The organism is Ligilactobacillus sp. ESL1201 (assembly GCF_058503265.1).
This window is the reverse complement of the sequence record NZ_CP196362.1, coordinates 987,172-1,012,611: the sequence shown is the minus strand read 5'-3', so window position 1 is coordinate 1,012,611 and position 25,440 is coordinate 987,172. Positions and strand designations below refer to the sequence as shown.

Annotated in this window: 24 protein-coding genes; 22 read left to right on the top strand and 2 right to left on the bottom strand. The window is 41.1% G+C overall.

The features are described 5' to 3' along the window. The first annotated feature begins 6 nt into the window (after window positions 1-6). The 13 genes from ACSYSK_RS05140 to iolG all read left to right on the top strand — a co-directional run bounded on the left by ACSYSK_RS05140 (window position 7) and on the right by iolG (window position 13,102). Window positions 7-1,752, top strand: a complete 1,746-nt coding sequence (locus ACSYSK_RS05140; RefSeq protein ID WP_491714087.1) for a formate--tetrahydrofolate ligase — start codon at window positions 7-9, stop codon at window positions 1,750-1,752. Window positions 1,753-1,774: 22 nt separating this feature from the next. Beyond that, complete coding sequence (lspA, locus tag ACSYSK_RS05135; protein ID WP_491714086.1) at window positions 1,775-2,218, top strand: signal peptidase II; 444 nt, start codon at window positions 1,775-1,777, stop codon at window positions 2,216-2,218. Next, complete coding sequence (locus ACSYSK_RS05130) at window positions 2,215-3,108, top strand: RluA family pseudouridine synthase (RefSeq protein ID WP_491714085.1); 894 nt, start codon at window positions 2,215-2,217, stop codon at window positions 3,106-3,108. The genes lspA and ACSYSK_RS05130 overlap by 4 nt, the downstream gene beginning before the upstream one ends. An 80-nt stretch (window positions 3,109-3,188) precedes the next feature. Then, entirely contained in the window at window positions 3,189-4,154 is a 966-nt protein-coding gene (locus ACSYSK_RS05125; RefSeq protein WP_491714084.1) for a LysR family transcriptional regulator, read from the top strand. A gap of 43 nt (window positions 4,155-4,197) precedes the next feature. Beyond that, on the top strand, window positions 4,198-5,121 hold the full coding sequence (locus ACSYSK_RS05120; RefSeq protein WP_491714083.1) for a manganese-dependent inorganic pyrophosphatase: 924 nt from the start codon (window positions 4,198-4,200) through the stop codon (window positions 5,119-5,121). Between the two features lie 212 nt (window positions 5,122-5,333). Continuing rightward, window positions 5,334-6,092: a DeoR/GlpR family DNA-binding transcription regulator gene (locus ACSYSK_RS05115; protein ID WP_491714082.1), complete on the top strand. Its 759-nt coding sequence runs from the start codon at window positions 5,334-5,336 to the stop codon at window positions 6,090-6,092. Between the two features lie 14 nt (window positions 6,093-6,106). After that, window positions 6,107-7,261 (top strand): aminotransferase class I/II-fold pyridoxal phosphate-dependent enzyme, encoded by a 1,155-nt coding sequence (locus tag ACSYSK_RS05110; protein WP_491714081.1) that lies wholly within the window; start codon window positions 6,107-6,109, stop codon window positions 7,259-7,261. A 20-nt stretch (window positions 7,262-7,281) separates the two neighbouring features. Next, a complete protein-coding gene (gene murI, locus ACSYSK_RS05105) occupies window positions 7,282-8,055 on the top strand; it encodes a glutamate racemase (protein WP_491714080.1) in 774 nt (257 codons plus the stop codon). 12 nt (window positions 8,056-8,067) lie between these two features. Continuing rightward, window positions 8,068-8,583: a GNAT family N-acetyltransferase gene (locus tag ACSYSK_RS05100; protein WP_491714079.1), complete on the top strand. Its 516-nt coding sequence runs from the start codon at window positions 8,068-8,070 to the stop codon at window positions 8,581-8,583. Between the two features lie 295 nt (window positions 8,584-8,878). Further along, window positions 8,879-10,258, top strand: coding sequence for a sugar porter family MFS transporter (locus ACSYSK_RS05095; RefSeq protein ID WP_491715822.1), 1,380 nt, complete (start codon window positions 8,879-8,881; stop codon window positions 10,256-10,258). A gap of 48 nt (window positions 10,259-10,306) precedes the next feature. Next, window positions 10,307-11,116, top strand: a complete 810-nt coding sequence (locus ACSYSK_RS05090) for a sugar phosphate isomerase/epimerase family protein (protein ID WP_491715821.1) — start codon at window positions 10,307-10,309, stop codon at window positions 11,114-11,116. Between the two features lie 19 nt (window positions 11,117-11,135). After that, entirely contained in the window at window positions 11,136-12,044 is a 909-nt protein-coding gene (gene iolE / locus ACSYSK_RS05085) for a myo-inosose-2 dehydratase (RefSeq protein WP_491715820.1), read from the top strand. Between the two features lie 44 nt (window positions 12,045-12,088). After that, a complete protein-coding gene (gene iolG, locus ACSYSK_RS05080) occupies window positions 12,089-13,102 on the top strand; it encodes an inositol 2-dehydrogenase (protein ID WP_491715819.1) in 1,014 nt (337 codons plus the stop codon). A gap of 370 nt (window positions 13,103-13,472) precedes the next feature. Here iolG and ACSYSK_RS05075 read toward each other — a convergent pair whose 3' ends face one another. Then, the gene (locus ACSYSK_RS05075) at window positions 13,473-14,252 is read right to left on the bottom strand and encodes a DeoR/GlpR family DNA-binding transcription regulator (protein ID WP_491715818.1); all 780 of its coding nucleotides are present in this window, start codon (window positions 14,250-14,252) and stop codon (window positions 13,473-13,475) included. 220 nt (window positions 14,253-14,472) lie between these two features. Here ACSYSK_RS05075 and iolB point away from each other — a divergent pair, with 220 nt between their 5' ends. The 6 genes from iolB to ACSYSK_RS05045 are packed head-to-tail and all read left to right on the top strand — an operon-like array spanning window position 14,473 to window position 20,933. Then, on the top strand, window positions 14,473-15,291 hold the full coding sequence (gene iolB / locus ACSYSK_RS05070) for a 5-deoxy-glucuronate isomerase (protein ID WP_491715817.1): 819 nt from the start codon (window positions 14,473-14,475) through the stop codon (window positions 15,289-15,291). A gap of 11 nt (window positions 15,292-15,302) precedes the next feature. Continuing rightward, entirely contained in the window at window positions 15,303-16,271 is a 969-nt protein-coding gene (gene iolC, locus ACSYSK_RS05065; RefSeq protein WP_491715816.1) for a 5-dehydro-2-deoxygluconokinase, read from the top strand. A 14-nt stretch (window positions 16,272-16,285) separates the two neighbouring features. Beyond that, a complete protein-coding gene (iolD, locus tag ACSYSK_RS05060) occupies window positions 16,286-18,199 on the top strand; it encodes a 3D-(3,5/4)-trihydroxycyclohexane-1,2-dione acylhydrolase (decyclizing) (RefSeq protein ID WP_491715865.1) in 1,914 nt (637 codons plus the stop codon). A gap of 13 nt (window positions 18,200-18,212) precedes the next feature. Continuing rightward, a complete protein-coding gene (locus tag ACSYSK_RS05055; protein WP_491715815.1) occupies window positions 18,213-19,073 on the top strand; it encodes a class II fructose-bisphosphate aldolase in 861 nt (286 codons plus the stop codon). Between the two features lie 3 nt (window positions 19,074-19,076). Then, on the top strand, window positions 19,077-19,466 hold the full coding sequence (locus tag ACSYSK_RS05050; RefSeq protein WP_491715814.1) for a tautomerase family protein: 390 nt from the start codon (window positions 19,077-19,079) through the stop codon (window positions 19,464-19,466). 12 nt (window positions 19,467-19,478) lie between these two features. Further along, entirely contained in the window at window positions 19,479-20,933 is a 1,455-nt protein-coding gene (locus ACSYSK_RS05045; RefSeq protein ID WP_491715813.1) for a CoA-acylating methylmalonate-semialdehyde dehydrogenase, read from the top strand. A gap of 51 nt (window positions 20,934-20,984) precedes the next feature. Here ACSYSK_RS05045 and ACSYSK_RS05040 read toward each other — a convergent pair whose 3' ends face one another. Next, the gene (locus ACSYSK_RS05040) at window positions 20,985-22,685 is read right to left on the bottom strand and encodes an NFACT RNA binding domain-containing protein (protein WP_491715812.1); all 1,701 of its coding nucleotides are present in this window, start codon (window positions 22,683-22,685) and stop codon (window positions 20,985-20,987) included. Between the two features lie 131 nt (window positions 22,686-22,816). Here ACSYSK_RS05040 and ACSYSK_RS05035 point away from each other — a divergent pair, with 131 nt between their 5' ends. The 3 genes from ACSYSK_RS05035 (at window position 22,817) to ACSYSK_RS05025 (ending at window position 25,412) form a co-directional block, all read left to right on the top strand. Further along, complete coding sequence (locus ACSYSK_RS05035) at window positions 22,817-23,230, top strand: MarR family winged helix-turn-helix transcriptional regulator (RefSeq protein ID WP_491715811.1); 414 nt, start codon at window positions 22,817-22,819, stop codon at window positions 23,228-23,230. Between the two features lie 153 nt (window positions 23,231-23,383). Further along, window positions 23,384-23,977 (top strand): signal peptidase I, encoded by a 594-nt coding sequence (lepB, locus tag ACSYSK_RS05030; RefSeq protein WP_491715810.1) that lies wholly within the window; start codon window positions 23,384-23,386, stop codon window positions 23,975-23,977. Window positions 23,978-24,608: 631 nt separating this feature from the next. Continuing rightward, window positions 24,609-25,412 (top strand): 2-keto-4-pentenoate hydratase, encoded by an 804-nt coding sequence (locus tag ACSYSK_RS05025; protein ID WP_491715809.1) that lies wholly within the window; start codon window positions 24,609-24,611, stop codon window positions 25,410-25,412. The last annotated feature ends 28 nt before the right edge of the window (window positions 25,413-25,440 follow it).

The following is a 25,440-nucleotide window of genomic DNA, read 5'->3' as shown; positions in this document are numbered from 1 at the left end:
GATCAAATGAAAACAGATTTAGAAATTGTGCAAGCTAATCAGCCTTGGCCCATTCAACAGGTTGCACAAAAAGCGCAAATCCCACTGACAGAAATAGAAACGTACGGTGATAATAAGGCTAAATTACACCTTTCACTAGCACCCGAAGTAACGCCCAAACCATCTAAATTAATATTGGTAACGGCGATGTCACCGACACCAGCCGGAGAAGGTAAGACTACCGTTACGATCGGGTTAGGGGATGCGTTAGCGCAGTTGCACCATCAAACGATGATCGCGTTACGGGAACCTTCATTAGGTCCGGTAATGGGAATGAAGGGCGGCGCGACTGGTGGTGGCTATTCGCAGGTGGTTCCCATGGAAGAGATCAACTTGCATTTTACCGGCGACTTGCACGCCTTGACGAGCGCTAATAATTTACTAGCGGCCCTGATCGACAATCATATCTATCAGGGAAATCGTCTTGGATTAGACCCACGGCGGATCGTTTGGAAAAGAGCCTTGGACATTAACGACCGGGCATTACGCCATTTGGTACTAGGTTTGGGTGGAGCTACCCAGGGTGTGCCGCGCGAAGAAGGCTTTGACATCACTGCCGCTTCGGAATTGATGGCCGTTTTATGTCTGGCACAAGACCGTGCTGACCTTAAAGCACGGGTAGGCCGGATAGTGATCGGCTATACCTACGAGCAAGAACCGGTAACGGTCGCTCAGTTAGGTGCGACGGGTGCGCTGTGTGCGTTGCTCAAAGAAGCATTACAGCCTAATTTAGTACAGACACTAGAACACACACCAGTCTTAATGCACGGGGGACCATTTGCTAATATTGCTCATGGTTGTAATAGTATTTTAGCTACTAAAATGGCACTGAATTTAAGCGATTATACCGTAACTGAAGCCGGGTTTGGGGCCGATCTGGGGGCCGAGAAGTTCATGGATATTACGGGCCCGGTTTTAGGCAAAATGCCGGATGTGTTCGTTTTAGTAGTTACCTTACGGGCAATCAAATATCAAGGGGGTTCTGCGTTATCAGCAGTTTCGCAGCCTAATGAAGCAGCATTAAAGCGAGGATGCGCAAATATCCACCGCCACATTAAAGCACTCCAAAGTTATCAGGGCGATGGTAATCGTGAGGGTGCATCTCAGCAAATAGTAGTAGCAATCAATCGGTTTAGCACGGATACCCAAGAAGAATTAGAGCAGGTAGTAGCTTACTGTGAAAAGTTGGGGGTAAAAGCCGTGGTGACCGATTCATGGGCACAAGGATCAGCGGGAGCTATGGAATTAGCTCGCACAGTGGTTGCTGAATGTCCGCCATTCGAATTTAGTGGTTTTACCACTCCTTTATATGACGCCGATGAATCATTAGTTGATAAGATCGATCAGATAGCTAACCGTGTCTACGGTGGGTTTAGACCAAAAGATAAGAAGGAGTCGTGGTGGGAGTCAGAAAAGATCAAAGTAGAATATACGGCTAAGGCCAAGCGTCAGTTGGAGCACATCAAACAGCACGGCTGGGATAAACTGCCAGTGTGCATCGCTAAGACACAGTATTCTTTGAGCGATGATCCGCATCAATTGGGAGCTCCCAGCAACTTTACCATTCACGTGCGCGAACTGATTCCTAAACTGGGAGCGGGCTTTATCGTTGTTTTGACCGGTAATATTTTGACGATGCCAGGATTACCGGCTAACCCCGCGGCGGATCAGATCGATATTGACGCAGACGGGCGGATCACCGGTTTATTTTAGGTAGTAATAAGGGAGTTTTTGAATGCCACTTTATTTATTAGTGATTGTGCTCGTTGTTTTATTAGATCAGGGAGTAAAGGCCTATGTTAACGTTGCAATACCACTAAATCACAGTTTGGTGCTGTGGCCGCATGTTTTTTCGCTGGCTCACGTGCGTAATTTTGGCGCGGCGTGGAGTATGTTGTTAGGACAGCGCTATTTTTTCATTTTGATCTCGGTCGTGGCCTTGGCGGTGACGGGTTATTACCTGGTTAAATTGCGCCATAATTGGCCGTATGCGTTGGTATTGGCACTGATGATCGGCGGTATCTGTGGTAATTTTAGCGACCGCTTACGCTTAGGCTACGTGACTGATATGTTCGAGGTGAATTTTATCAATTTTCCGATCTTTAACGTTGCGGATAGTGCGCTAACGATCAGTGTGCTTTTATTGTTAATTTTGGTGCTAAAGGATGACAAACTATGAAAGAATTTACGATCAGCGACCAGCACGGGCGCCTCGACGTGGTATTAAGCCAGCTAATTAGCGATTATTCGCGTTCGACCATTAAAAAATTGATCACCCAAAAACAAGTGAGCGTCAACGGGCACCAAGAAAAACCACGTTATTTGGTGCGGCCGGGTGACCAGATCACTGTTACAGAACCCGAGATTCAACAACTGGACTTGAAGCCTCAAAATATTCCGTTAGATATTGTCTATGAAGACGACGACGTGTTGGTAGTTAATAAACCGGCGGGGATGGTAGTTCATCCCGCACCCGGACATCCGGACAAAACGTTGGTCAACGCCTTGTTGTATCACTGCCCGCTGTCACAGATCAACGGGACTTGGCGCCCGGGGATCGTTCACCGGATCGATAAGGATACTTCGGGCTTGCTGATGGTGGCTAAAAATGACCACGCGCATCGGTCTTTGAGCCAACAGCTAAAGGATAAAACTACTAAGCGTGAGTATTTAGCGTTGGTTCACGGCAATTTTAAAGAAGATCAGGGTACGATCAGCGCGCCACTGGGAAGAAGCCCGGTCAACAGACAAAAACAAGCGGTGGTCGCTAATGGGCGTCCCGCGGTCACGCATTTTACCGTGCTAAAACGCTACGCGGCTTACACGTTATTAAAATGCGTTTTAGAGACCGGTCGTACCCACCAGATCCGGGTCCACTTAAAATACATCGGGCATCCGCTGGCGGGCGACCCGCTGTACGGTTACAAACAGACTTTGACGGGAGTACCAGGACAGTATTTACACGCGGCAGTTTTAGGTTTCACTCATCCAGTTACGGGTAAAGAGCTCTTATTTGAAGCGCCATTACCCGCGGGATTTAAAAAAACGCTAGCGCAGTTAGCTGAATAGTAATTTATTACTGAATAAATAAGGTGTTTGGGTTATAATTTATTAATGATTAAATAAAATTTACTAAATGAGGAAGCACGATGTTAGAACAAGAGAATTTTTCCGCCCGAACACTAAACTATTTTTTGCAACTCGCTAATACAATGAGTTACACCAAGACTGCACAAAGCCTGGGGATCACTCAGCCGGCCTTGACCCAACAGATCAAAAAACTGGAAAAGATCGTCGGGGTGCCGTTATTTTACTCGACAAATAAAAAATTACACCTCTCGGATGCAGGCTACACGATGCTTGATGCCGTTCACCAGATCAATTCGACGTTAAACCAGGCGATAGACGAGGTACAACAGAGTACGGATGCGACTAAAGGACAGATCAATATTGGAATTTTGTCCGCGGTCGACTATCATTTCTTGTTGGCTTTTACGTCGAGTTATTACCAACAATATCCCCACGTGCAGTTAAAATTGTATTCGGTCAGCCAAAAAGAAATGTGGGAAGGCTTGGAAAATAACTGTCTTGACCTAGCGATCACGTACCTGCCGGAAAAGAATCTTCGTTCTAAAAGCACTTACCAGACACAGCTAATTTTTCCGGAAAAATTGTTTTTGGTGCACCGTAACGAGAAATGGCGCAATAGAAAACAGGTCCGTTTAAAAGAAACGCTCGTTCATTCGTGGGCTTGTTTCCCGCAGCGTTCTTACCTGCAAGAAAAACTGGTGGCGGCTTACCAGGAGGCGTTATTGACCATTCCGCAGCCGGTGATCTACCTCACTCAGCCTAATTATTTAGTAGATTTTGTAACTCAAACGGGGAGTTATGCGGCGCTACCATCATCGTACTTATTTAACAGCGCGCAATCGGGGCAACAACGCGACTATTATTTAGCACTTTTAGTACCGCAAATTAAGTTTGAACTAGATTTTGTGTACCATAAAGACAAGGAGCAGATCCCGCGGATCAGGGCTTTTTTACTGGCCTTTAACGCGTATTTGCGCCAACAAAATTACGTGGAGCGCTTGACAGATTTCAATAAACAGGCGTAATCTCAGAATAGGTAAAATTATAGTTGAATAGGAGACTTAAATCATGAAAAAATTAGTTTTTGGTCATAAAAATCCGGATACGGATGCAATTGCTGCTGCGATAGCGTACTCGTACTTATTAAACCAGTTAGGTAACGATACCGAAGCCGTTGCCTTGGGTGAACCTAACGACGAAACTGCTTTTGTTCTGCAAAAATTTGGCGTTAAAGCACCGCGGGTGATCACTAAAGCAGCACCTGAAGTCCAAGAAGTCGTTTTGGTAGATCACAACGAAAAACAGCAAAGTGTTGCCGATATTGATGATGTTGCAGTTACGCACGTGATCGACCACCATCGGATCGCTAATTTTATGACCGCAGCTCCGTTGTATTATCACGCTGAGCCGTTGGGTTGTTGCAGCACGATCGTGTTCAAAGAATTTCAGGCACACGCCGTTCAGATCCCTAGTAAGATCGCTGGCTTGATGCTTTCTGCAATTATTTCTGACACGTTATTGTTCAAATCACCGACTACGACGCAAACTGATATTGACGTTGCTAAGAAACTAGCCGAGATCGCTGGCGTTGATTACGAAAAATACGGCTTAGAAATGCTTAAAGCAGGAACTAATTTAGGGACTAAGACGGAAGAAGAACTGATCACGGCCGACGCTAAAACGTTTGAAATGGGTGGTAAGACGCTACGGGTAGCCCAGGTCAATACGGTCGATCTAGCCGAAGTTTTTGCTAGGGAAGAGCAGCTCAGTGCTGCAATGCAACAGCAGAGTCAACAAGACGGCTATGATCTTTTCTTACTGATGGTCACTAATATTTTGGATTCCAATACTCGTTTATTAGTATGGGGACAACCACAGGACTTAGTAGAACAAGCTTTTGGACACAAGTTGGCTGCTAATAAAATGGACTTGCCGGGCGTAGTTTCACGGAAAAAACAGGTAGTACCACCGTTAGAAAAAGTTTTCGGCTAAGACGGTTTTACCAGCGAGTTGGTTCACTAATATTGTTTAAGGAAAGCGAGACTGATAGGGTCGCGCTTTTCTTTTACTCTCGAATTGATTACTAACATTTGTTAATTATAAAATGTTACTTTAACTAAACTTAAAAACAAACATTTAAACTTCATTTTACAGCCGGAAAAACATATAATATACCTAGCTACTAAAACTTGGAGTGATTTTCTGTGAGTCAGGAAAAAAGAATTGAACTAATTAAACAGCTACTAGAGCAACGACAAGAATTATCGACAAAAGAAATTATGCAAGAATTTGGGATCTCCCAGGACACCGCCAGAAGAGACATTGTTTTACTAACTAAAAGGGGCGAGGTCAAGCGAACTCATGGCGGCATTTTGCCCTTAGATTTTGGCAGAAGCGTACCGAATTATCAGAGTAGGTTGTCTCGTTTTACTAAACAAAAAACTAAGATCGCCTTGACCGCGCTGAATTATTGTCAACCGCGTCACGTTTATTTTATGGATTCTTCGACGATTTTGTTAAAAACGTGCCAGAGCCTGAACATTCCGGTTACGGTGGTTACGCATTCGCTAGACAACTGCATTGCCTTAGCCCAAAACAACAAGGTTACCGTGAAGATCCTAAGTGGTACTTTAGATCACGAAAATCGCTTCTTTTATTCCAACTTAGCAATGTCAGAATTGCAAAACATCGTTTTTGATACCGCATTTGTGGCTGCTTCGGGGATCGATGAAAATGGAATTTATTTGTTAGACCAAAGCGACGCGGAGATCGTCGGATTAGCAGTCAAACGGGCGCGCAAAGTAATTTTAGTCGCCGAACATCAAAAATTTGTCAACAATTCTTATTACCGTATTTGTGACTTGTCAGCAATTTCGCTGTTTATTACCGACCAAATGCCGACTAAGGAACAGTGCGCTTTATTCTCACCGCAAACAGAAATTAAAGTCGCTCAGAATTTATAAAGGAAGTGGAGCTCATGGAATTTAATCACCGAGTTACAGGTATTGCTATTTCGGATATTCGCCAGTTTGATACGGAAGTTTCGGCCATTCCGGGGATCATTAAATTAACCCTAGGCGAACCGGATTTTAACACGCCGAAACACATCAAGCAGGCTGCCATCCAAGCAATCAACGACGATCAGTCTCACTACACGCCTAACGCGGGGATCCCACAGTTACGACAGGCAGCGGCGACATATTACAATGAAAAATACCAGTTGAATTATCAAGCCGATCAAGTAATCACTACGATTGGTGCGACCGAAGCAATCGAAATTGCCCTGCAAACCATTTTAGAGACTAATGATACGGTGATCATCCCGACTCCAGTTTTCCCAATTTACACGGCGATCACTAAGCTTAACGGCGGTAATGCTTTAGAAGTCGACACCAGTGCTGAACAATTCGTTTTGACTGCGGCCAAACTCGAAAAGATCATTGAACGACACCAAGATGAACACCTTAAAGCATTGGTTTTAGTTTATCCTAGCAACCCAACGGGAGTGACGTACTCAAAAGAAGAGTTGCAGGAATTAGCGACCGTGATCAAGAAACATCACCTGTGGGTATTGTGTGACGAAATTTACGCGGAATTAACTTATAATGGCGCACACACTAGCCTAGCACAGTTGTTACCCGAGCAAGTCTTGATGGTGACCGGCTTATCTAAATCACATGCCATGACGGGCTGGCGCGCGGGCTTTTTACTGGGACCGCAGCGTTTCATTGATCAAGCAGTCAAAGCTCACCAATATTTAGTGACTTCGCCGCCAACTAGCGTTCAGTTTGCTGCTTTAGAGGCTGTAACTAACGGTAAGCAAGACAGCGAGCGGATGAAGCAGGAATACTTACAACGCAGGGATCTGATGTATCAAAAACTAACTGCCTGTGGCTTTCAAATTGCTTCACCAGACGGCGCATTTTACCTGTTTGCTAAAATTCCGGCAAAATTTGGCACCGATTCATGGGCCTTTGTCCGGCTCTTAGCTAAAAAAGCGCGGGTAGCATTGATTCCGGGGATATCTTTTGGTCCCGGAGGAGAAGGGTACGTGCGGATCAGCTACGCGGCTTCGCGGGAAAATCTGACCGAAGCTGCACGCAGGATCAAAGAATTTATTGACCATAATTAGTAAACGAATAGGTGATTATCATGGAATTAAACGCGAATGCTCCGGTCGGAGTTTTTGATTCAGGTGTCGGCGGGATTTCGGTGTTAAAAGTTTTGCACCAAAAATTGCCGCACGAAGACTTCCTTTTTTACGGTGATTCGGCTAATGCTCCCTATGGCACGAGGCCTGCTAGTCAAGTATTGACTTTAAGCCACAACGTTGTTCGTAAATTGCTGCAAAAAAAAGTTAAGGCCATAGTGATCGCTTGTAATACCGCTACTAGTGTCGCAATCAGCCAGTTACGACAAACGTACCCGCAGTTGATTTTAGTCGGGATCGAACCGGCGCTAAAACCAGCAGTTGAACTCAAAAAAAATGCTCGGGTAGTAGTAATGGCGACTGCGTTAACTTTAAAAGAAGCTAAATTTACGGCGGCACTGGCAAAGTATCACGACCAAGCGCAGATCAGTAAAGTCCCGGCACCCAAATTAGTGGAATTTGTCGAGCGTGGGGATTTGACTAGCACCGAACTCAAAACTTATTTAACAACGTTATTAGCTCCGTACCAAGGAAAAACGGACGTAGTAGTATTAGGCTGTACGCATTTTCCCTTTGCTCAAAAAATGATTCAAGAAATTATGGGGCCAACAGTGCAACTGATCGATGGCGCTGAGGGAGTTGCTAAGCGTTTGACAGAACAACTTGACAGCCGTTTTTTGTTACAAAAAAATACGCATCAAGGACAGGTGAGTTTTGCTAATAGCAATCCTGATCCGCAAGAAATTGCTTTAAGCCACCGCTTATTTGAACTGTAAAGGGAGGTCATCATGGATTTTAGGTTAGCACAATACCAAGACTTACCAGCGATGATGCCCCTTTTTAAACGCGCACGTTCGCTGTTAAAAGCAGATCATATCCCACAATGGCAAGAGGGATTCCCGAACCAAGGCACGTTCATCGCTGACATCGCCAACCAAGATTCTTTTTTGCTGTTTAAAAACAAACAGCTTGCGGGAATGGCAGCCTTAAAAGCGGGACCAGAACCTTCATATTCCCACGTAGAACAGGGAAATTGGCATTATCCGGGTGCTTATTATGCGATCCACCGGTTTGCTGTTGATCCGAAGTTAAGCGGTCAGCATTTAAGTCAGGAACTGTTTGCCGCATTGTTTGCACAGTTACAAACGAAAAAGTGTGACCAAGTCCGGATCGACACGCATCCTGCTAATCAGCGAATGCAACACGTGATTAAAAAAGCCGGTTTTCGGTATGCAGGAATACTGCATTTAGTTAATGCTGTTGGCGATAATGTTAGATTGGGTTATGATTTAGTGTTGGAATAAGTTATTTGAAAAACAGGTCGAAGGTAAGGTTGAATTTAAACAAAAAAACTGGCTTTAGCTGGTTAATTGAAGCAAAATAATCTAGTAGTATTCACAATTCGTTTTTAAAATACTTAAAGTTCTTTAATGAGCTTTAGGTATTTTTTTCTGTTTGTAAAAATAATTTAATGTAATCGCTTGCAATAATTATTAAATAGCATTATGATTATTTTGTTGGTAATTTTATGTAATTTATTGGTTATGTTTTGGATGATTAGTTGTTATCGCTCGCTTGTTATAGAGGAGAGTGTTTGCCTTGGAAAAAGCTAAGAATCATCGCAAAAGAAAATTCCCCGCGTGGTTAATTTATTTTTTTGGTGCCCTAGGCGGATTTATGTTTGGGTACGATACAGGAGGGATTTCTGGTGCATTATTATACATTAGAGGGGACTTACATCCTAGTACCGTAATGGAAGGCGCAATTGTTAGTGGAGTTACTTTAGGTGCTATTTTTGGTTCTTTCTGTTTTGGTATTCTTTCTGACCGTTTTGGTAGGCGTAAATCGATTCTAGTAATTGCAGTTCTATTAACAATTGGAAATGTTGGTTCCACATTTCCACCTAATTCTGTAGTTTTAGTACTATTCAGAATTATTATTGGTCTAGGTATTGGTGGTGTTTCCGGGATCGTCCCAACATATTTAGCAGAACTTGCTCCAGCGGCAAAACGAGGAATGATTACTGCTATTAATGGGATTATGACTGCTACGGGGATGCTAACTTCCTACGTTGTCGATCACGCGTTATCGTTCACTGCTGACTGGCATGGTATGCTTGGCTTCGCAATTATCCCATCAGTAATATTACTATTTGGAATGTTTTTTATGCCAGAGAGTCCTAAATGGTTGGCTTCTAACAGAACTATGAATGAGGCTGAAGATGTATTAAGGATGACTTATTCTGACGAAGAGGAAATCAAAAAAGAACTCTTCACTATGGATTATATGGCTAAAAAACAACAAACAAAAGAAAAGGGCAGTTTTGCGGACTTTAAAGAGCCAGTTGCTAGACATCTATTGATGATCGGAATTATGTTAGAAGTTTTCCAGCAACTTTCAGGTTGTAATACAGTTTTCTATTATGCACCAACAATTTTTAAACAAGCCGGTTTTGCCAATTCAGTTTCCTTGTTGAGTACGATATTCATTGGAATAGTTAATTTGATTATGACTATTGTAAGCGTTTTATTAGTGGACCATTTAGGTAGAAGAAAGTTGATGCTGGCGGGTAGTTTGTTTATGAGCCTGTTTTTATTCTTAAATGTTGTCGCTAGTTATATTTCTCCTAAGCTGATGATTGTCTGTTTAGCATTATTCATGGTTTCTTACTCTAGCACTTGGGGTTGTTTAGTTTGGGTAATCATCGCAGAAATCTTACCACTAAAAATTCGCGGACTTGCAATGGGAATTAGTGCTGCTTCTAACTGGATTGTTGACACCTTAGTATCTTTCTTTTTTCCAATTGTTGCAGGAGCTTTTGGCTCAAGTATTATTTTTGTCTTCTTCGGCATTATGTGTTTCATCAGTTTCTTGTTTGTTAAAAAATACTTACCTGAAACGAAAGGTAAAACTTTGGAAGAAATTGAACTTGATTTTAAATTTGACAAAAACTTTGATGATCAGTCAAATGCAAACTAGGTATTAGCTAGGTAATTACTACTGTTTCTTGATACGGAGGTCTTTATAATGAGAGATTATGGTGTATGTTTGTGGACTTTTGGCGAAAGAGGATTAGCAGAAAAATGTGAAATAGCAAAATCAATTGGTTTTAACGGTGTCGAAGTCCAGGGGAATTTGCAAGATGACCCACTACAAGTTAAACAGACAGTAGAGCAAGCTGGACTCAAAATTTTATCGATTACACCCGAAGATGTGGATATCGGAAGTACGGATAAAAAAGTGCGTAAGGCTGCTGTTGAGTATTATTTAAATTTAATCGATTGGGCAGAGAAATTAGGAGTTCCACGTTTTTGTTTACACGGTCAGGTCGGTAAAATCAACTGGGAAAAGACGTTAGCCAGTCATTGGGAAAAACTGGTTGAATCCACCAAACAAATTATGAGTAAGGCCGAAAAAGCCGAATTGGAAGTAGTTTATGAAGTCTTAAATCGTTATGAAAATTATCAGGTATTAACGGCTAAAGAGGGCTTGAAATTAATTCAAGAAGTTAACAGTCCTAACTTAAAATTACTTTTAGATGCCTATCATATGAACATTGAAGAACCCGATCCAGCACAAGCTATTACAATAACGGGTAGCCATTTAGGAGTTTATCACATTGCTGATTCTAACCGTCAAGCAATCGGTAATGGCCATACAGATTTTGCGGCTCAGTTTGCCGCACTCAAAAAAATTAACTACGATGGACCATTAATCATGGAAATGAGCGCAGCTGGCCCGAATCCATTTACACCCATGAAAGAAGGTGATTATTTAACACAAGTAGTTGGTTACTATAAGCAGAGTTTAAAGATTTTAAAACAAAATTTCAACTAACAGAAAAGGGGTAGTTACAGTGGCTTCAGATATTCACAATGATATTAACTATGGAATTGCACCAATCGGTTGGCGAAATGACGATATTCCTTCAATTGGTAAAGAAAATAATTTACAGCAGCTTTTAAGTGATATTGTAGTTGCTGGATTCCAAGGAACAGAAGTTGGTGGTTTTTTCCCGAGCGCTAAAGAACTTAATTATGAGTTAAGTTTAAGAAATTTACGTATTGCAGGACAGTGGTTCAGTAGTTTCATCATTCGGGATGGTATTGATAAAGCAGCTAAAGAATTTGAAAAGCAATGTCGTTTTTTGCAAGCTGTGGGTGCTCATGTAATCGTAGTTTCTGAACAAACTTATACAATTCAAAGAGATGACGATAAGTGTATTTTCAAAGATAAACCATATTTTAGTGATGCCGAATGGGAGCAAGTTTGTTCTGGTATGAATGAGTATGGAAAGATTGCTAAGAAATATGATATTAAAGTTGCTTATCACCATCATTTAGGTACTGGTATTCAAACATTTGAGGAAACCGCACGCTTGATGGATAATACCGACCCTGAATTAGTTGGTCTATTATTTGATACTGGACATATTTATGTATCTGACGGAGATTGTATGCAATTGCTGAATAAATATATTGATCGGGTCGTTCATGTACATTTTAAAGATGTTCGAGCTAATAAAGAAAAAGAATGTCGAGAAAAGAACATGAGTTTTCAAAATTCATTTTTAAATGGCATGTTTACGGTACCTGGTGATGGTAATATTGATTTTAAACCAATTTTCCAAGCCCTTGTTGAACATAATTATCATGGATGGATCGTCGTTGAAGCAGAACAAGACCCTAAGAAAGCTAATCCGTTAGAAATGGCACAAAAAGCTAAGAAATACTTAAATACTGAATTGTTTTCAATGTTTAAATAATTAATTATTTAAACTTATTAAATTTTTAAGGGGAGTAGATTTTAATGAAAAAAATAAAATTAGGTATTATCGGTTTAGGTCGAATTGGTCAAGTACATTTGGATCATATAGCTACTTTAAGAGATTATTTTGAAGTTACGGCATTAGCTGATCCGATTTATCCGGATTTAGCTGAACTAGCTGCAAAATATGATGTTCCAGTTCATACTAAAGAACCACAAGAAGTAATCGACAGTGATAATGTTGAGGCAGTATTAATTACTTCTTCAACTGATACACACGTTAAATTTATTAAAGCAGCTGCTAAGTCTGGAAAAGATATTTTTTGTGAGAAACCAATTGATGCAAATATTGACAATATTAAAGCTGCTTTAAAAGTAGTGAAAGAAAACCACGTTAAGTTACAAATTGGTTTAAATCGGAGATTCGACCATAACTTTAGCACCGTCCATCAATACGTTGCAGATGGAAGAATCGGGACACCACAATTGGTATTAATTTCTTCACGTGACCCAGAACCGCCTTCTATTGATTATATTAAAGTTTCGGGGGGACTTTACAATGACATGATGATTCATGATTTCGATATGGCTCGTTTCTTATCCCAAAGTGAAGTTACAGAATTGTACGCTACTGGAGCTAATTTAGTAGATCCCCAAATTGGTGAAGCTGGTGATATTGATACGGCCATCGTCTCTTTGAAGTTCGCTAACGGAGCATTAGGTGTGATCGATAATAGCCGCCAAGCAGTCTATGGTTACGATCAAAGAGCTGAAGTTTTTGGTGATAAGGGCAGTGTAGCAACTGAAAATGATCGCTTAAGTAATATTAAATTTGAGGATAACAATGGGGGACACTTAGATAAAATCCATGATTTCTTCCAAACGCGTTATACTCAAGCCTATATTGATGAATTAAAAGAGTTTCATGATTCGGTTACCGAAAACAAGCCGTTGATTGTTTCGGGAATTGATGGTTTAAGGGCTGCTGAATTAATTCAAGCTGCTAATGAATCTTTGAAGACTGGTAAACCTGTTAAAGTTAAATTGAACAATTAATTGTTCAGTAGTTAATTGAATTGCAACTAAAATTCAGAGAAAAGAGATATCAATTTTACAATCTTCTAGCAAAACGGTTTGATTCTGCGATAACTTTCTTTAGTAATTAGCGTTCAACATCTCACACCTTAACATGCCAATCACAACTAAAAGGAGCTTGCTCCAGACCGTTTGGACTAAAAAATGATTAACAAAAGCACTAGTAATCGATGTAATATGATTGCTAGTGCTTTTTAGTTGTCCCCCCCTAGAAAACAACGGACTGCTTTGTGGTGCCTTAGTTGCGTTTCGCAAAGCCTTATAACTACTATCCTACCTGCTCTCAAATCAGTCTAGGCCTGAATAGTAACCACTTTTGTCCCAGCTCTTTTTAGTCTGCTGGCGTCAGTAGCTCAACATGGTGTTCTTTTAGGTATTCCCGATATTTTTCTGGAATATTGGCGGTTGAAATCAACACAGTAAAATCGGCTAAATTGGCATATGTTAGTAATGCGGTTTTTCCTAACTTAGTATGATCAACTAATAAAATGTTTTTTTGCAGTAAGTTAGTACGAGATTTCTGGATTACTTTTTCTTTAATTTTAAATTCACTGAGGTCGGAATTAGTAACGCCGTTGCTAAGTGAGACCGCCGTCGATGACATAAAAGCTTTGTTGATATTATAGTGCTCAAACAGTGCGTTTGCTTCAGTACCGGTAAATGACTGTGTACGGGTATTAAACTGACTGCCGACAACAAAAAGATTGATATTATCTAAGCGAGATGCGGCATCAACGATCTGCAGGCTGTTAGTCATCAACGTGAAGTTAAAATCAGTTGGTAAATATGCTGCCATTTCGGCTGTAGTAGTCCCTGAATCAATGAAAATCAAATCATTTTTAGCTATCAATTGGGCAGCGATTTTACCGATTTTCTTTTTTTCCGTAACGGTCCGGCGATGGCGCTCCGAATAATCTACCAGTGCACTTTCCTCAACAACAGTTACTCCACCGTAGACTTTTTTAAAACGGTGATCTTTTAATAACTCTGCTAAGTCTCTTCGTAAAGTATTTTGCGAAATGTTAAATTTTTGGGCTAATTCTTTCATGGAAACAGTATGTGACTGTAAAATATAGTGCGTCATTTCTGCTAATCTTTTTTCTCTAATCATATGATTTCCCATCCTCATATCAAAATAATCAGTTGATTATTTAACTTATTGTTGGTAATTGTATCATAATTTCATCTTCATTCCCAAATTTACTCACATAAAAATGATTATTTATTGTATTTCGTTGACTATTATTGTTATATTATGGTTGTGTTTTGGGTAAAAGTGTTGTAACATGATGGTGTGATAACATACTGCAATTAGTTAGGAGGAGATGTTGATGAAACTACTTTATCGTGCTACTTCCAAGCAATTAAATGCTGGTGTAATACAATTACAAAATGTTGATGAGACTAATTCACCAATGAAATATACGGCGCTTAAGGTTTTATTGCTGAGTCAAGGGGCAACTTACAGTGAAGAATTGCCCACAAAAGAAGCCTGTGTGATTGCTTTGGCTGGTAAAGTGACCGTGACAACCGAAAAAGAGAAATACGAAAAAATTGGTCAAAGAAAATCGATCTTTGCTAAAATTCCGACCGATTCGGTCTATGTCGGTGTTCATAATAAGCTAACGGTCACGGCCATTGATGAACAAGCTAAAATTGCCGTTGTTTATTCACCGACTCAACACAAATTACCAGATCGGTTAATTAAAGGAGATATTCACCAGGTTGAACATCGCGGTAAGTATAATATCAAGCGAACCGCACAAAATATTTTACCGGATAGTGTTGCTTTTGCCGATAAATTATTAGTTGTTGAAGTTTATACGGATGCAGCTAACTGGTCGAGCTATCCGCCTCATCGGCACGATCGCCAAAATTTACCGGAAGAATCATACCTAGAAGAGATTTATTACCATGAAATTAACCCACAAGATGGTTTTGTCTTTCAGCATGTTTATACTGATGACAAAACGTTAGACGAAACGATGACGGTCAATAATTCGGACGCAGTGATCGTTCCTAAGGGATATCATCCAGTAGGAGTTCCTGATGGCTACGATAGTTACTACTTAAATGTCATGGGCGGTCCGGTACGTGAATGGAATTTTCATAATGAAGAAAAATTTGCCTGGCTGTTAGACAGAAAGTAGGTGTGCGGATAATGAGTAAAAAATACGATTTGATAGCAATCGGGCGTGCTGCTTTGGATTTAAATGCAGTTGAGTATAACCGCCCAATGGAGCAAACTAAGTCATTTGCCAAATTTGTCGGGGGCTCTCCGGCCAACATCGCGATCGGCTCCGCTAAGCTGGGGCAAAAAGTCGGTTTTATCGGTAAGGTTTCTGCTGATCAACACGGCAATTACATTACACAATACATGGCAGACTCGGGTGTTGACACCAGTAATCTGGTTAAAGACGATGAAGGGCATAAAATTGGTTTGACTTTTACGGAAATTAAAAGTCCAAGTGATTGTAGTATTTTGATGTACCGCGATCAAGTAGCTGACCTTTATTTACGGCCAGCAGAAGTTAATGAAGACTACCTGGCACAAACTGAACGGTTAGTAATTTCGGGAACGGGATTAGCGCAAAGTCCGTCAAGAGAAGCGGTACTAAAGGCATTGTCACTTGCTAAAAAATTAGGCGTTGAGGTTATCTTTGAATTGGATTACCGCCCGTATACTTGGACAAACGAAGAAGAAACGGCGATTTATTATCAAATTGTCGCTCACCAAGCGGATATCATCATTGGAACCCGGGATGAATACGATATCTTGGAAAAGCGGCAGGGAAACACTAACGAACAAACTGTAGCGGAACTTTTTCACTATTCCCCGCAGCTAGTGGTGATCAAAGTAGGAGCTAAGGGCTCATTTGCGTACGAAAAAAACGGTAAAGTCTACCAGGGGCATCCGTATAAAGCCAACGTGTTAAAAACTTTTGGTGCGGGTGACTCATTTGCCGCCGGTTTTTTATATGCTTACAGCCACGACTTAGGAATTGAAAAAGCGCTGAAATACGGTGCAGCTGCTGCTTCAATTGTGATTAGCCAGTTGAGTTCATCGGATGCGATGCCTACCGTAGAACAAATTGAGGCTTTCTTGCAGACTGCACAAGAAATTAGTTAGGAGGCTGAGTTATGATGCAAAAGACTATCCGTTTAACTACCGCACAAGCAATCGTTAAATTTTTAAATCAACAGTATATTGACATCGATGGAAAAGTCACTCCCTTTGTCGCTGGGGTTTTAGGGATCATGGGACACGGGAATGTTTTAGGATTAGGGGAAGCGCTCATCAACGACCCGGGACACCTAAAAGTCTATCAGGGTCACAACGAACAGGGAATGGCTAGTACCGCGATCGGTTTTGCCCGTGAAAAGCTCAAACGGCAAATTTATGCGGTGACGGCTTCATCAGGTCCTGGATCGGCTAATTTTGTAACCGCTGCCGGAAACGCTTATGCCAACGGGGTCCCTATCTTATTTTTCCCGGCTGATACCTTTGCTACCCGTCAACCAGATCCAGTTTTACAACAAATAGAAGTCGATCACAGTGCCGCGACTACCACCAATGACGCGTTAAAACCCGTTTCTAAATATTGGGACCGCATTCAGCGACCAGAACAAGTGATGTCAGCACTACTTAAGGGTTTTACCATTTTAACGGATCCCGCTACGGCCGGGCCGGTAACGATCTGCTTACCGCAAGATGTCGAGGGTGAAGCCTATGATTATCCGGCTACTTTTTTTCAAAAAAGGATTCATGTCGTTAAAAGGATTTTACCTAGTGCAGAAGAAATCCAGACTGCTAGCAAGTTGATCAAACAAAGTCAATATCCTGTGATCGTTGTCGGAGGCGGGGCTAAATACAGCGATGCGGGCGCAGAAATTCAGCATTTTTCTGATAAATTTAATATCCCGGTAGTAGAAACTGCTAGTGGTAAATCTGCGCTTCCGGCTAATTTTAGTAACAACTTAGGAGGTGTCGGGGTTTTAGGAACGGCAGCTGCTAATAAAGCAATTATCAAGTCAGATTTGATAATTGGTGCCGGTAGTCGCTATACGGACTTTACTACCTCATCAAAAACTTGGATAGACCCAACCAAGACTAAATTTATCAACATTAATTTAAATGCACAACAAGCTATTAAATTTGATGCATTGCCAGTTGTTGCCGACATTAAAGAGACATTCATAAAATTGACCGCTGGTCTAACAAATTATCACAGTTCCTTCACTGATCTAGCCGCTTTAAAGGAAGAATGGCAAGCAGAAAGAACCCGCTTAGCCCAAACCAACTATCGGCAACCCAATTTTGAGCCGGAAATTGCAGCTCATTTTGACCAAGCAAAAATGGCGCAGTACGTTCAAGATTTAGGAACTGAGTTTACTCAGACCGAGGCCGTTATTACTCTAAATGAAAATGTTGCTGCCGATTCAGTGATGGTGGCTGCCGCAGGCTCATTACCCGGAGATGTTCATCGTTTATGGAATGCAAATGTTAAAAATACTTACCATTTGGAATATGGTTATTCGATGATGGGTTATGAAATTGCAGCTGCATTAGGTGTGAAGTTAGCTAAACCCGAGCAAGAAGTTTACGCTTTAGTCGGGGATGGCAGCTTTTTAATGCTGCATACCGAATTAGTAACTTCATTACAGTATGGCAATAAAATTAACGTAGTGCTATTTGATAATTCCGGTTATGGATGTATTAATAACCTGCAAATCTCTCACGGCAATAGTAGTTTCTTAACGGAACAAATTGCGCCTAACGGTAAAATTATGAATATTGATTATGCTAAAGTAGCGGCTGGTTATGGAGCCAAGTCTTACCATGTCACCAACAAAAAAGAATTGCTCACAGCAATTACAGACGCCAAAAAACAAACAGTTTCTACTTTAATTGATATTAAAGTTTTACCTAAAACCATGACTCATGACTACGATAATGCTTGGTGGCATGTGGGAGATCCTGCAGTTTCAGTGTCTGAAACGGTTACTGCTTCTTACCGTGATACTCAAGAACACCTAAAAGATGCATTACGTTATTAAAGGAAGTGAGTGAATGGCATTAGTCGCTGTTAGTGAATTGGTCAAAGACGCGCAGAAAAAGCATTATGCTTTAGGACATTTTAATATTAATGGCTTTGATTGGTTAACAACTTATTTAAAAGTCGCACAAGCAACCCAGACCCCGTTAATCGTGGCCACCTCAGACAGAATAGTGGACCAACTGGGAGGATTTAACCATATCAGCAATATCGTACATTTTATGGTACAAGAATTAGGGGTGACGGTTCCTATTGTGTTGCATTTGGATCACGGTCTAACCGAACAACGAGTGATCGCAGCCATTGATGCCGGTTATACTTCCGTCATGTTTGATGGCTCCCGGTTATCAATTCAAGAAAACTGTCAAATTACTACGGAAATAGTCAACTATGCCCATAATCGTCAAGTATCCGTGGAAGCAGAAATTGGGGCAGTTGGCGGTAACGAAAATGGAGTGATCAGTGGTATTAAATATGCTAGTTTAGCAGATGCGCAGCAGATGGCAGCCACAGGAATCGATACGCTGGCGGCTGCGTTAGGTTCTGTACACGGGGACTATACGGGTAAACCAAACTTAAATTTTTCCCGGATGAAACAGATTGCACGAACAACTAAGCTACCATTAGTTTTACACGGTGCTTCCGGCATTCCCCCCGAGCAAATTCAAGCAGCAATTAAAATGGGGACCGCTAAGATCAACATTAACACCGAAGTCAATTATGCTTGGATCAAAGCAATTAGAGCTAGCGTAACGGCCGCTAATGTAGGTCATGAACCACTACCGCTCTTACAAGCGGGAAGAGAAGCGATGAAAAAACTGGTAATCACCAAGCTCAAAGAATTTCACGTTTTAGGAAAAAGTAAGGAGAAATAAAAAATGCCATTAGTTAGATTTGATTTACTTAAGGGACGTAAAAAAGAAGATATTCAGCAAATTTTAGATTTAACGCAAGAAGCAGTAGTTAATAATTTTAAAGTTCATGTTAGGGATCGCTACCAAATCGTAACCCAACATGAACCGGACGAAATGATTGCATTAGATACGGGGCTGGGTTTTGAGAGAAGCAAAAATATGCTGATCATGTCTGTTACTAGTCGTCCCCGTAGTCGGGATTCGATTATCAATTTTTATCAAGAAGTTACTCAAAAATTAAGTGCAGCTGATTTGGTCGCGCCTAATGATCTGATGATTAATTTTACCATCAACGGCGATGTTGATTGGAGTTTTGGCTTTGGGAGGGCACAATTTATCACTAATGAATTATAAGGAGTGAATGTAATGAACGAAGTAAGAAAACTGAAAAATTATGTTAATGGTGAATGGATCACACCTACTACTGATAAATACTTGGACGTGATCAATCCGTTGGATGAACAAAAAATTGCTGAGTTACCTCTTTCTAACACGGACGATGTCGCTGCCGCGGTAGATGCTGCTAGCGCCGCGTTTCCCGCATGGAGTAAGATGCCCGTTAATAAACGAGCAGAAATTATGTTTAATTTTCAACATCTACTGGTAGCCAACAAGGAAGAATTGGCCAAAACAATTACCCTGGAAAATGGCAAAGCCCTGAGCGAATCTCGCGGAGAAGTTCAGCGCGGGACCGAAAACGTTGAATTTGCTGCCGGTGCTCCCACTTTGATCCAAGGTGATACAGATGCAACAGTTGCTACTAACGTGGAAGTCGCTAATTATCGTTATCCTTTAGGGGTAGTAGCGGGAATCACACCGTTTAATTTTCCAATGATGGTCCCTTGTTGGATGTTTCCAATGGCGATCGTAATGGGTAATACTTTTGTATTAAAACCGTCCGAAAAAGCGCCGCTGTTAACGGAAAAAATCGTAGAAATGGCAACACAAGCCGGGGTACCTAAGGGAGTTTTAAATGTCGTTTATGGCGCACATGATGCGGTCAATGGTATTTTAGATCATCCAGACATTAAAGCAGTTTCGTTTGTTGGTTCAAAAAATGTAGCTGAATATATTTATCAACGTGCTAGTCAAAACTTAAAGCGCGTCCAAGCACTGGGAGGTGCTAAAAACCACACCGTGGTGTTAAAAGATGCCGATCTTGATGATGCGGTTGATAAAATTATTAAGTCATCGTTTGGTTCTGCCGGAGAACGGTGCATGGCGACAGCTGTGATCGAAGTCCAAAATGAAATTGCCGAGCAGTTTATTGCTAAATACGTTGCTGCAGCCCAAAAAGTCAAGATGGGGTCGGGATTAGACGAACAGAATTTCTTAGGACCAGTAATTCGTAAAGATGCCCAGGAAAGAACTTTTAATTACATTGATCAAGGTGTTAAAGAAGGGGCTAAATTATTATTAGATGGACGAAAAAATATTCCGGGAAAGGGGTATTTTGTAGGACCAACGGTTTTTGATCACGTTACTACTGATATGACGCTTTGGCAAGACGAACTGTTTGCTCCCGTAGCGTCTATCATGAGAATTAAGGATGTTAAAGAAGGAGTTATGATCGCTAATCAGTCGGAATTTGCCAATGGAGCCTGCATTTTTACTGACAGTGCCAGCGATATTCGTTATTTCCGGGAAAATATCGCTGCCGGAATGATCGGGGTTAATCTCGGTGTTCCTGCACCAATGGCCTTCTTCCCGTTTAGCGGCTGGAAGCATTCTTTCTTCGGCACGCTAACGGCTAACGGAAAAGACAGTGTTGATTTTTATACCCGTAAAAAAGTAGTAACTGCACGTTATCCGCATAACTAAATAAAAAAAATAGACCACACTAGCCCTTTGTAGGCTGCGTTGGTCTATTTTTTATTTAGTTTTACTCTGCAACAACGGTGCTAAGTTTTGCGCAGTTGGCGTCACGTATAACGTTTTTTGTCCTTCGTAGATCACGTATCCCGGCTTAGCGCCGTTGGGTTTTCTAATTTTAGCAACGGGCACGTAATCGACCGCCACGTTGGCAGAATTGCGTCCCTTGGAAAAATAGGCCGCTAGCAACGCAGCCTGCTCAAGTGTTGCCGCACTGGGAGCGTTACTCTTGACTATTACGTGAGAACCGGGAATGTTTTTAACGTGTAACCAAAAATCGGTCTTAGCCGCAGTGTGCAAAGTCAAGCGGTCGTTTTGCAGGTTATTTTTGCCGACCATGATCGGTGTGCCATCGCTTGCCTGAAATTGAGCAGGGTGGTTCGTAGGCTTCCTTCTCGCCGTTTTTTTAGGCTTCTTTTTGAGGTAGCCCTCTTTTTGCAATTCCGTGCGAATTTCTGGCAGGTCTTCTGGTTGAGCGAGTTCCAAGGAACTGACTAATGATTCTAAATAATCGATTTCTGTTTGTGTTAATTTAATTTGCTGGGTCAAAAAACTAACCGCATTTTTTAACTTTTGGTACTTTTTAAAATATTTCTGCGCATTTTGTGCGGGAGATAGCTGGTTAGATAAACTGATCTTTATTTCTCGTTCGTTGTCATAATAATTAGGCAGCGTAATCGTCGTCATCCCGCGTTTTACTTGGTACAAATAAGTAGTAAGCAATTCTCCTTTGACCCGGTAGTCCGTCGCATTTTCCGTGGCCTGGAGCTCTGCTTGCTGCTTTTTTAATTTGCGCTTATTTTTACGTAAGTTATTATTGACGATATGGATCAATTCGGTGCCTTGTTGACGGACGCGATCTTGTTGGGCCTTTTGTTGGTAATAATGGTCCAATAAGCTGCTTAAACTCGGATAGTTAGCAACCACCTCATAAGTTCCCGCACTAAAACTGAAGTCTCTTTTACCATTGGCCAGCAAAATTACCGGCACAGGCGTACTAGTTTGGTGCAAAAAGTCAGCGTAGGCTGCTTGCGGCTCGGTACTGGCATGCAACTGATCGGCTAATAATAGCGCTGAAAGAAACGAAAATCCCTGGTAGTTGTTCATTAGTTGTTGCGCTAAAACGTCTCTATTTGGAAATTGGCGTAACAATTCTAGGTATTTGGTCTGCTTTGAAGCAAACGGATCGATTTTATCTTGTTGTGGCGGGCGGTGGTAGCTAACTCCTGGTAAAATAGTCCGAAACCGGTCTTGGAGCGCCGTCACGTGTTTAATAGCTGCTAATATTTTTTGCGTTTTTTGGTCAAGCAAAATTAGGTTACTATAGCGTCCCATGATTTCGATACTTAATAAGAGGGGAAGCTGGTCACCTAGTTCATTACGTGTTGCAAAGCTGAAATAAAAGACCCGGTCATTATCCAACTGGTAAATGTCTTGTAATTTAGCACCTTCTAAGTATTTACGCAAGACCATCGTAAATTTAGTAGGGGTAGTCGGATTAGCGTACGGAATCTGCGTCAGTTGCATCCGGGCATAAGCTGGGTGTGCGGATAGCAGCAAAGAGTAATTTTGGCGTTGAGCTCTGATCGTTAAAATTGCTTCATTATCGTACGGTTGCGAAATTTTAGTGATCCGCCCACCTGCTAGCGTAGTTTTTAGCTCTTTTACCATTGCTCGCCCAAATAAGCCATCAAAAGCCATGTTGTTCATCTCTTTTCCAATAATATGCTAGTCATATTTTACGCTTTATTAAACTTAAGGGCAATTTATTAACCGGTAAATACGTTGTATAATTGATTTTGTAATATACAATTAAAAGGAGAAAATGACAGATGAAGGAAAATTTAGCAGTACTGCTAGAGATCAGTAAAGTTTACCAGCAAAAATTACAAAATGTCGCTCGTAAAAACTCCTTAACGATTGCCGAATGGCAATTATTACAAAAGATCGCTGCTGGCCAATTAACACAACATCAATTAGCACGAACGACTAACCGGGACCCATCGACCTTAAGCCGCCAGTTGGGACGTTTGCTAACTAAAAAGCAGTTACAATTTACCAGATTAACTCCCGCTAGTGTCCGCAAAGAATACCAGCTAACTGCAACGGGAAAAAGTAATTTAGAGCAAATGAATCAGGATTTTGCGACTTTTCACCAACAGGTTTTTGCCGTTTGGAGTAAAGAAGAACTTAACTTGTTACAAATTTTATTGAACCGCTTACGAAATAGTTTGACTCAAGTATAAGTGATTTAGCAACAATATTGTAATATGCAATAATATTTTTGTATATTACAATATTAAAATTAACCGTAATTTAAACGTGCAGTCCTTTGAGAATCACTTTTTATATTCTATAATGGATGAGTCAACGATCAATCAGTAAAGGGAATGGATAAAATGAGCAAATTCAAAACATTTATGAGCTATTTATGGCCGATCATTATCGGGTTACTGATCGCCGCAGTTATTAAGACTTTTTGGTTTTCACTGGCAAACGTCAATGGAACTTCGATGGCTCCCAACTTACACGCCAACGAACGGGTGGCTTTACTAAAAAAAGCACATATCAGACATAATTCAGTTATTATTTTTAACGCTCAAGGAGTTGACCACCAAAGTCCGGATGTCACTAAAAGATCTAAATACGTTAAGCGTGTGATCGGAATGCCAGGAGACCGGATCGAATATCGAAGTAACGGTGATCTGTACGTCAACGGTAAGTTTAGCTCTCAAAGCTACATCACAAAGCAACAGCAAAGGACAGGGACACTAAACTTATCACCATACATGCAGCCGGCTGCTAAAGTGACACTAGGAACAGGTAGAACGTTTAAAGTTCCTAAAAACAAATACTTTGTTTTAGGAGATAATCGTAAAGTTTCAAATGACAGTCGTTATTACGGATTCGTGCCGCAAAGCAAAGTAGTTGGTGTTGCTAAAGTGTGGCCGTGGAATAATAAACGTGTGTTGATCAATTCATTTACAAATTAAATCAGAGTCACGGTCCAAGATATAGCCAGCAAAAAATATTGCTGGCTATTTTTTGCTAAATTAAGGTTGCCGGGGCGGTAACTTTTTAGCACTATACTTGTTATAATGTATATTATGTAAACTAGATAATTAAAAAATTAGCAGTAGCACCCCTCCCATGCAACAGTTATCATAGCAACGTTTTAATCAATTGTTGAGCGCTAATTTTACGCTAACTAATTGATTTTTTTGCACCAACAGTCTTGACAAATTAAAATTCAAGTTGTAAATTACATTCAATAATTAAATTAAAATTAAATCAAATGACAGGAATTTTAATTTCAGTTCAAACAGCCAGAGAATTTGCCAAACCGGTGCAAGGCAATCTGTTTGCTAAGATTAATGATCATCCTGTAGATGTCAGACTGAATTTACAGTAAGTTTGACCGGTCAATTACCATTAGCAAATTCTCAAGTCGTAGTTTTCTCGCTTTAGTAGCGCGCACTAGAGTTGTCAACTGCGAAAAATCAAGGTGGTACCGCGTTGATTAGACGCCCTTAGCAATTTATTTTGTTAGGGGCGTTTTTATTTTAATTTAATCATTGTTCACATAATAAATTCAAAATAACGAACTTACAGGAGGAATTTACCATGACTAATACACTAACAAACTTGACCGCAGACCAAAAACAATTAGCACAAACTTTATACCAAGCTTACACTAGCAAGCAGCCACTGGACCAACAAAAATACGCCAACGTTTTAGATGATATCGAAGATGCTTACAAGGTACAATACGAATTGACCCAGTTGAAAAAAGAAGCAGTTGGTGGCTATAAAGTTTCCCTTACCAGTAAAGAGACCCAAGATATGTTTGAGTCCGACTGCCCTCTTTACGGTGCGCAAGTAGCCAGTCATTTCGTCGCCTCCCCTGCTAACTTTACTAGTGACCAGTTAATGGATCCGTTAGCCGAAGTTGAACTAGTCTTCAAGGCGACCCAAGATTTGTCTGCCGACGATGACCTCAAACAATTGATGGCTAAAACCACGGTCGCTCCCGCCGTAGAAGTTCCAGATTCTCGTTTCGCCGACTGGTTCCCGGGACTATCTAAGTACTTAGTCGTTGCCGATGCCGCAGTTGGCGGTTACGTCGTATATGGCCATGAAGCTCCTACTACCGCAGTTTTTACTGATGAAGATGACGTAGCTTCGGTTACTTGCCAACTTTTCCACGACGAAAAACACTTAAAAGACGGCGCGGCCACTGAAGTCTTAGGTAATCCGCTACTTTCCTTACAGTGGTTAGTGCAGAAATTAGCCGCTCAGGGAATTAAATTTACCACGGGACAACGGGTCTCCAGTGGAACTTTCTTGTTACCAGAACATGTTACGAGTGGTACTTGGAAAGCAGAATTTAACCACGGTTTAGGTAACGTAGAAGTACGCGTTAAATAAAAAAATAAGAATACTACAAAAAAGACGA

Excerpts from the sequence above, each read along its gene's own strand:
- lspA (WP_491714086.1), top strand. The coding sequence starts at position 1,775 with ATGCCACTTTATTTATTAGTGATTGTGCTCGTTGTTTTATTAGATCAG.
- ACSYSK_RS05090 (WP_491715821.1), top strand. The coding sequence starts at position 10,307 with ATGAGAGATTATGGTGTATGTTTGTGGACTTTTGGCGAAAGAGGATTA.
- ACSYSK_RS05055 (WP_491715815.1), top strand. The coding sequence starts at position 18,213 with ATGGCATTAGTCGCTGTTAGTGAATTGGTCAAAGACGCGCAGAAAAAG.
- murI (WP_491714080.1), top strand. The coding sequence starts at position 7,282 with ATGGAATTAAACGCGAATGCTCCGGTCGGAGTTTTTGATTCAGGTGTC.
- ACSYSK_RS05040 (WP_491715812.1), bottom strand. The coding sequence starts at position 22,685 with ATGGCTTTTGATGGCTTATTTGGGCGAGCAATGGTAAAAGAGCTAAAA.
- ACSYSK_RS05075 (WP_491715818.1), bottom strand. The coding sequence starts at position 14,252 with ATGATTAGAGAAAAAAGATTAGCAGAAATGACGCACTATATTTTACAG.
- iolC (WP_491715816.1), top strand. The coding sequence starts at position 15,303 with ATGAGTAAAAAATACGATTTGATAGCAATCGGGCGTGCTGCTTTGGAT.
- ACSYSK_RS05130 (WP_491714085.1), top strand. The coding sequence starts at position 2,215 with ATGAAAGAATTTACGATCAGCGACCAGCACGGGCGCCTCGACGTGGTA.
- ACSYSK_RS05125 (WP_491714084.1), top strand. The coding sequence starts at position 3,189 with ATGTTAGAACAAGAGAATTTTTCCGCCCGAACACTAAACTATTTTTTG.
- iolD (WP_491715865.1), top strand. The coding sequence starts at position 16,286 with ATGCAAAAGACTATCCGTTTAACTACCGCACAAGCAATCGTTAAATTT.
- ACSYSK_RS05100 (WP_491714079.1), top strand. The coding sequence starts at position 8,068 with ATGGATTTTAGGTTAGCACAATACCAAGACTTACCAGCGATGATGCCC.
- ACSYSK_RS05045 (WP_491715813.1), top strand. The coding sequence starts at position 19,479 with ATGAACGAAGTAAGAAAACTGAAAAATTATGTTAATGGTGAATGGATC.
- lepB (WP_491715810.1), top strand. The coding sequence starts at position 23,384 with ATGAGCAAATTCAAAACATTTATGAGCTATTTATGGCCGATCATTATC.
- iolB (WP_491715817.1), top strand. The coding sequence starts at position 14,473 with ATGAAACTACTTTATCGTGCTACTTCCAAGCAATTAAATGCTGGTGTA.
- iolG (WP_491715819.1), top strand. The coding sequence starts at position 12,089 with ATGAAAAAAATAAAATTAGGTATTATCGGTTTAGGTCGAATTGGTCAA.
- ACSYSK_RS05140 (WP_491714087.1), top strand. The coding sequence starts at position 7 with ATGAAAACAGATTTAGAAATTGTGCAAGCTAATCAGCCTTGGCCCATT.
- ACSYSK_RS05050 (WP_491715814.1), top strand. The coding sequence starts at position 19,077 with ATGCCATTAGTTAGATTTGATTTACTTAAGGGACGTAAAAAAGAAGAT.
- ACSYSK_RS05025 (WP_491715809.1), top strand. The coding sequence starts at position 24,609 with ATGACTAATACACTAACAAACTTGACCGCAGACCAAAAACAATTAGCA.
- ACSYSK_RS05120 (WP_491714083.1), top strand. The coding sequence starts at position 4,198 with ATGAAAAAATTAGTTTTTGGTCATAAAAATCCGGATACGGATGCAATT.
- ACSYSK_RS05110 (WP_491714081.1), top strand. The coding sequence starts at position 6,107 with ATGGAATTTAATCACCGAGTTACAGGTATTGCTATTTCGGATATTCGC.
- ACSYSK_RS05035 (WP_491715811.1), top strand. The coding sequence starts at position 22,817 with ATGAAGGAAAATTTAGCAGTACTGCTAGAGATCAGTAAAGTTTACCAG.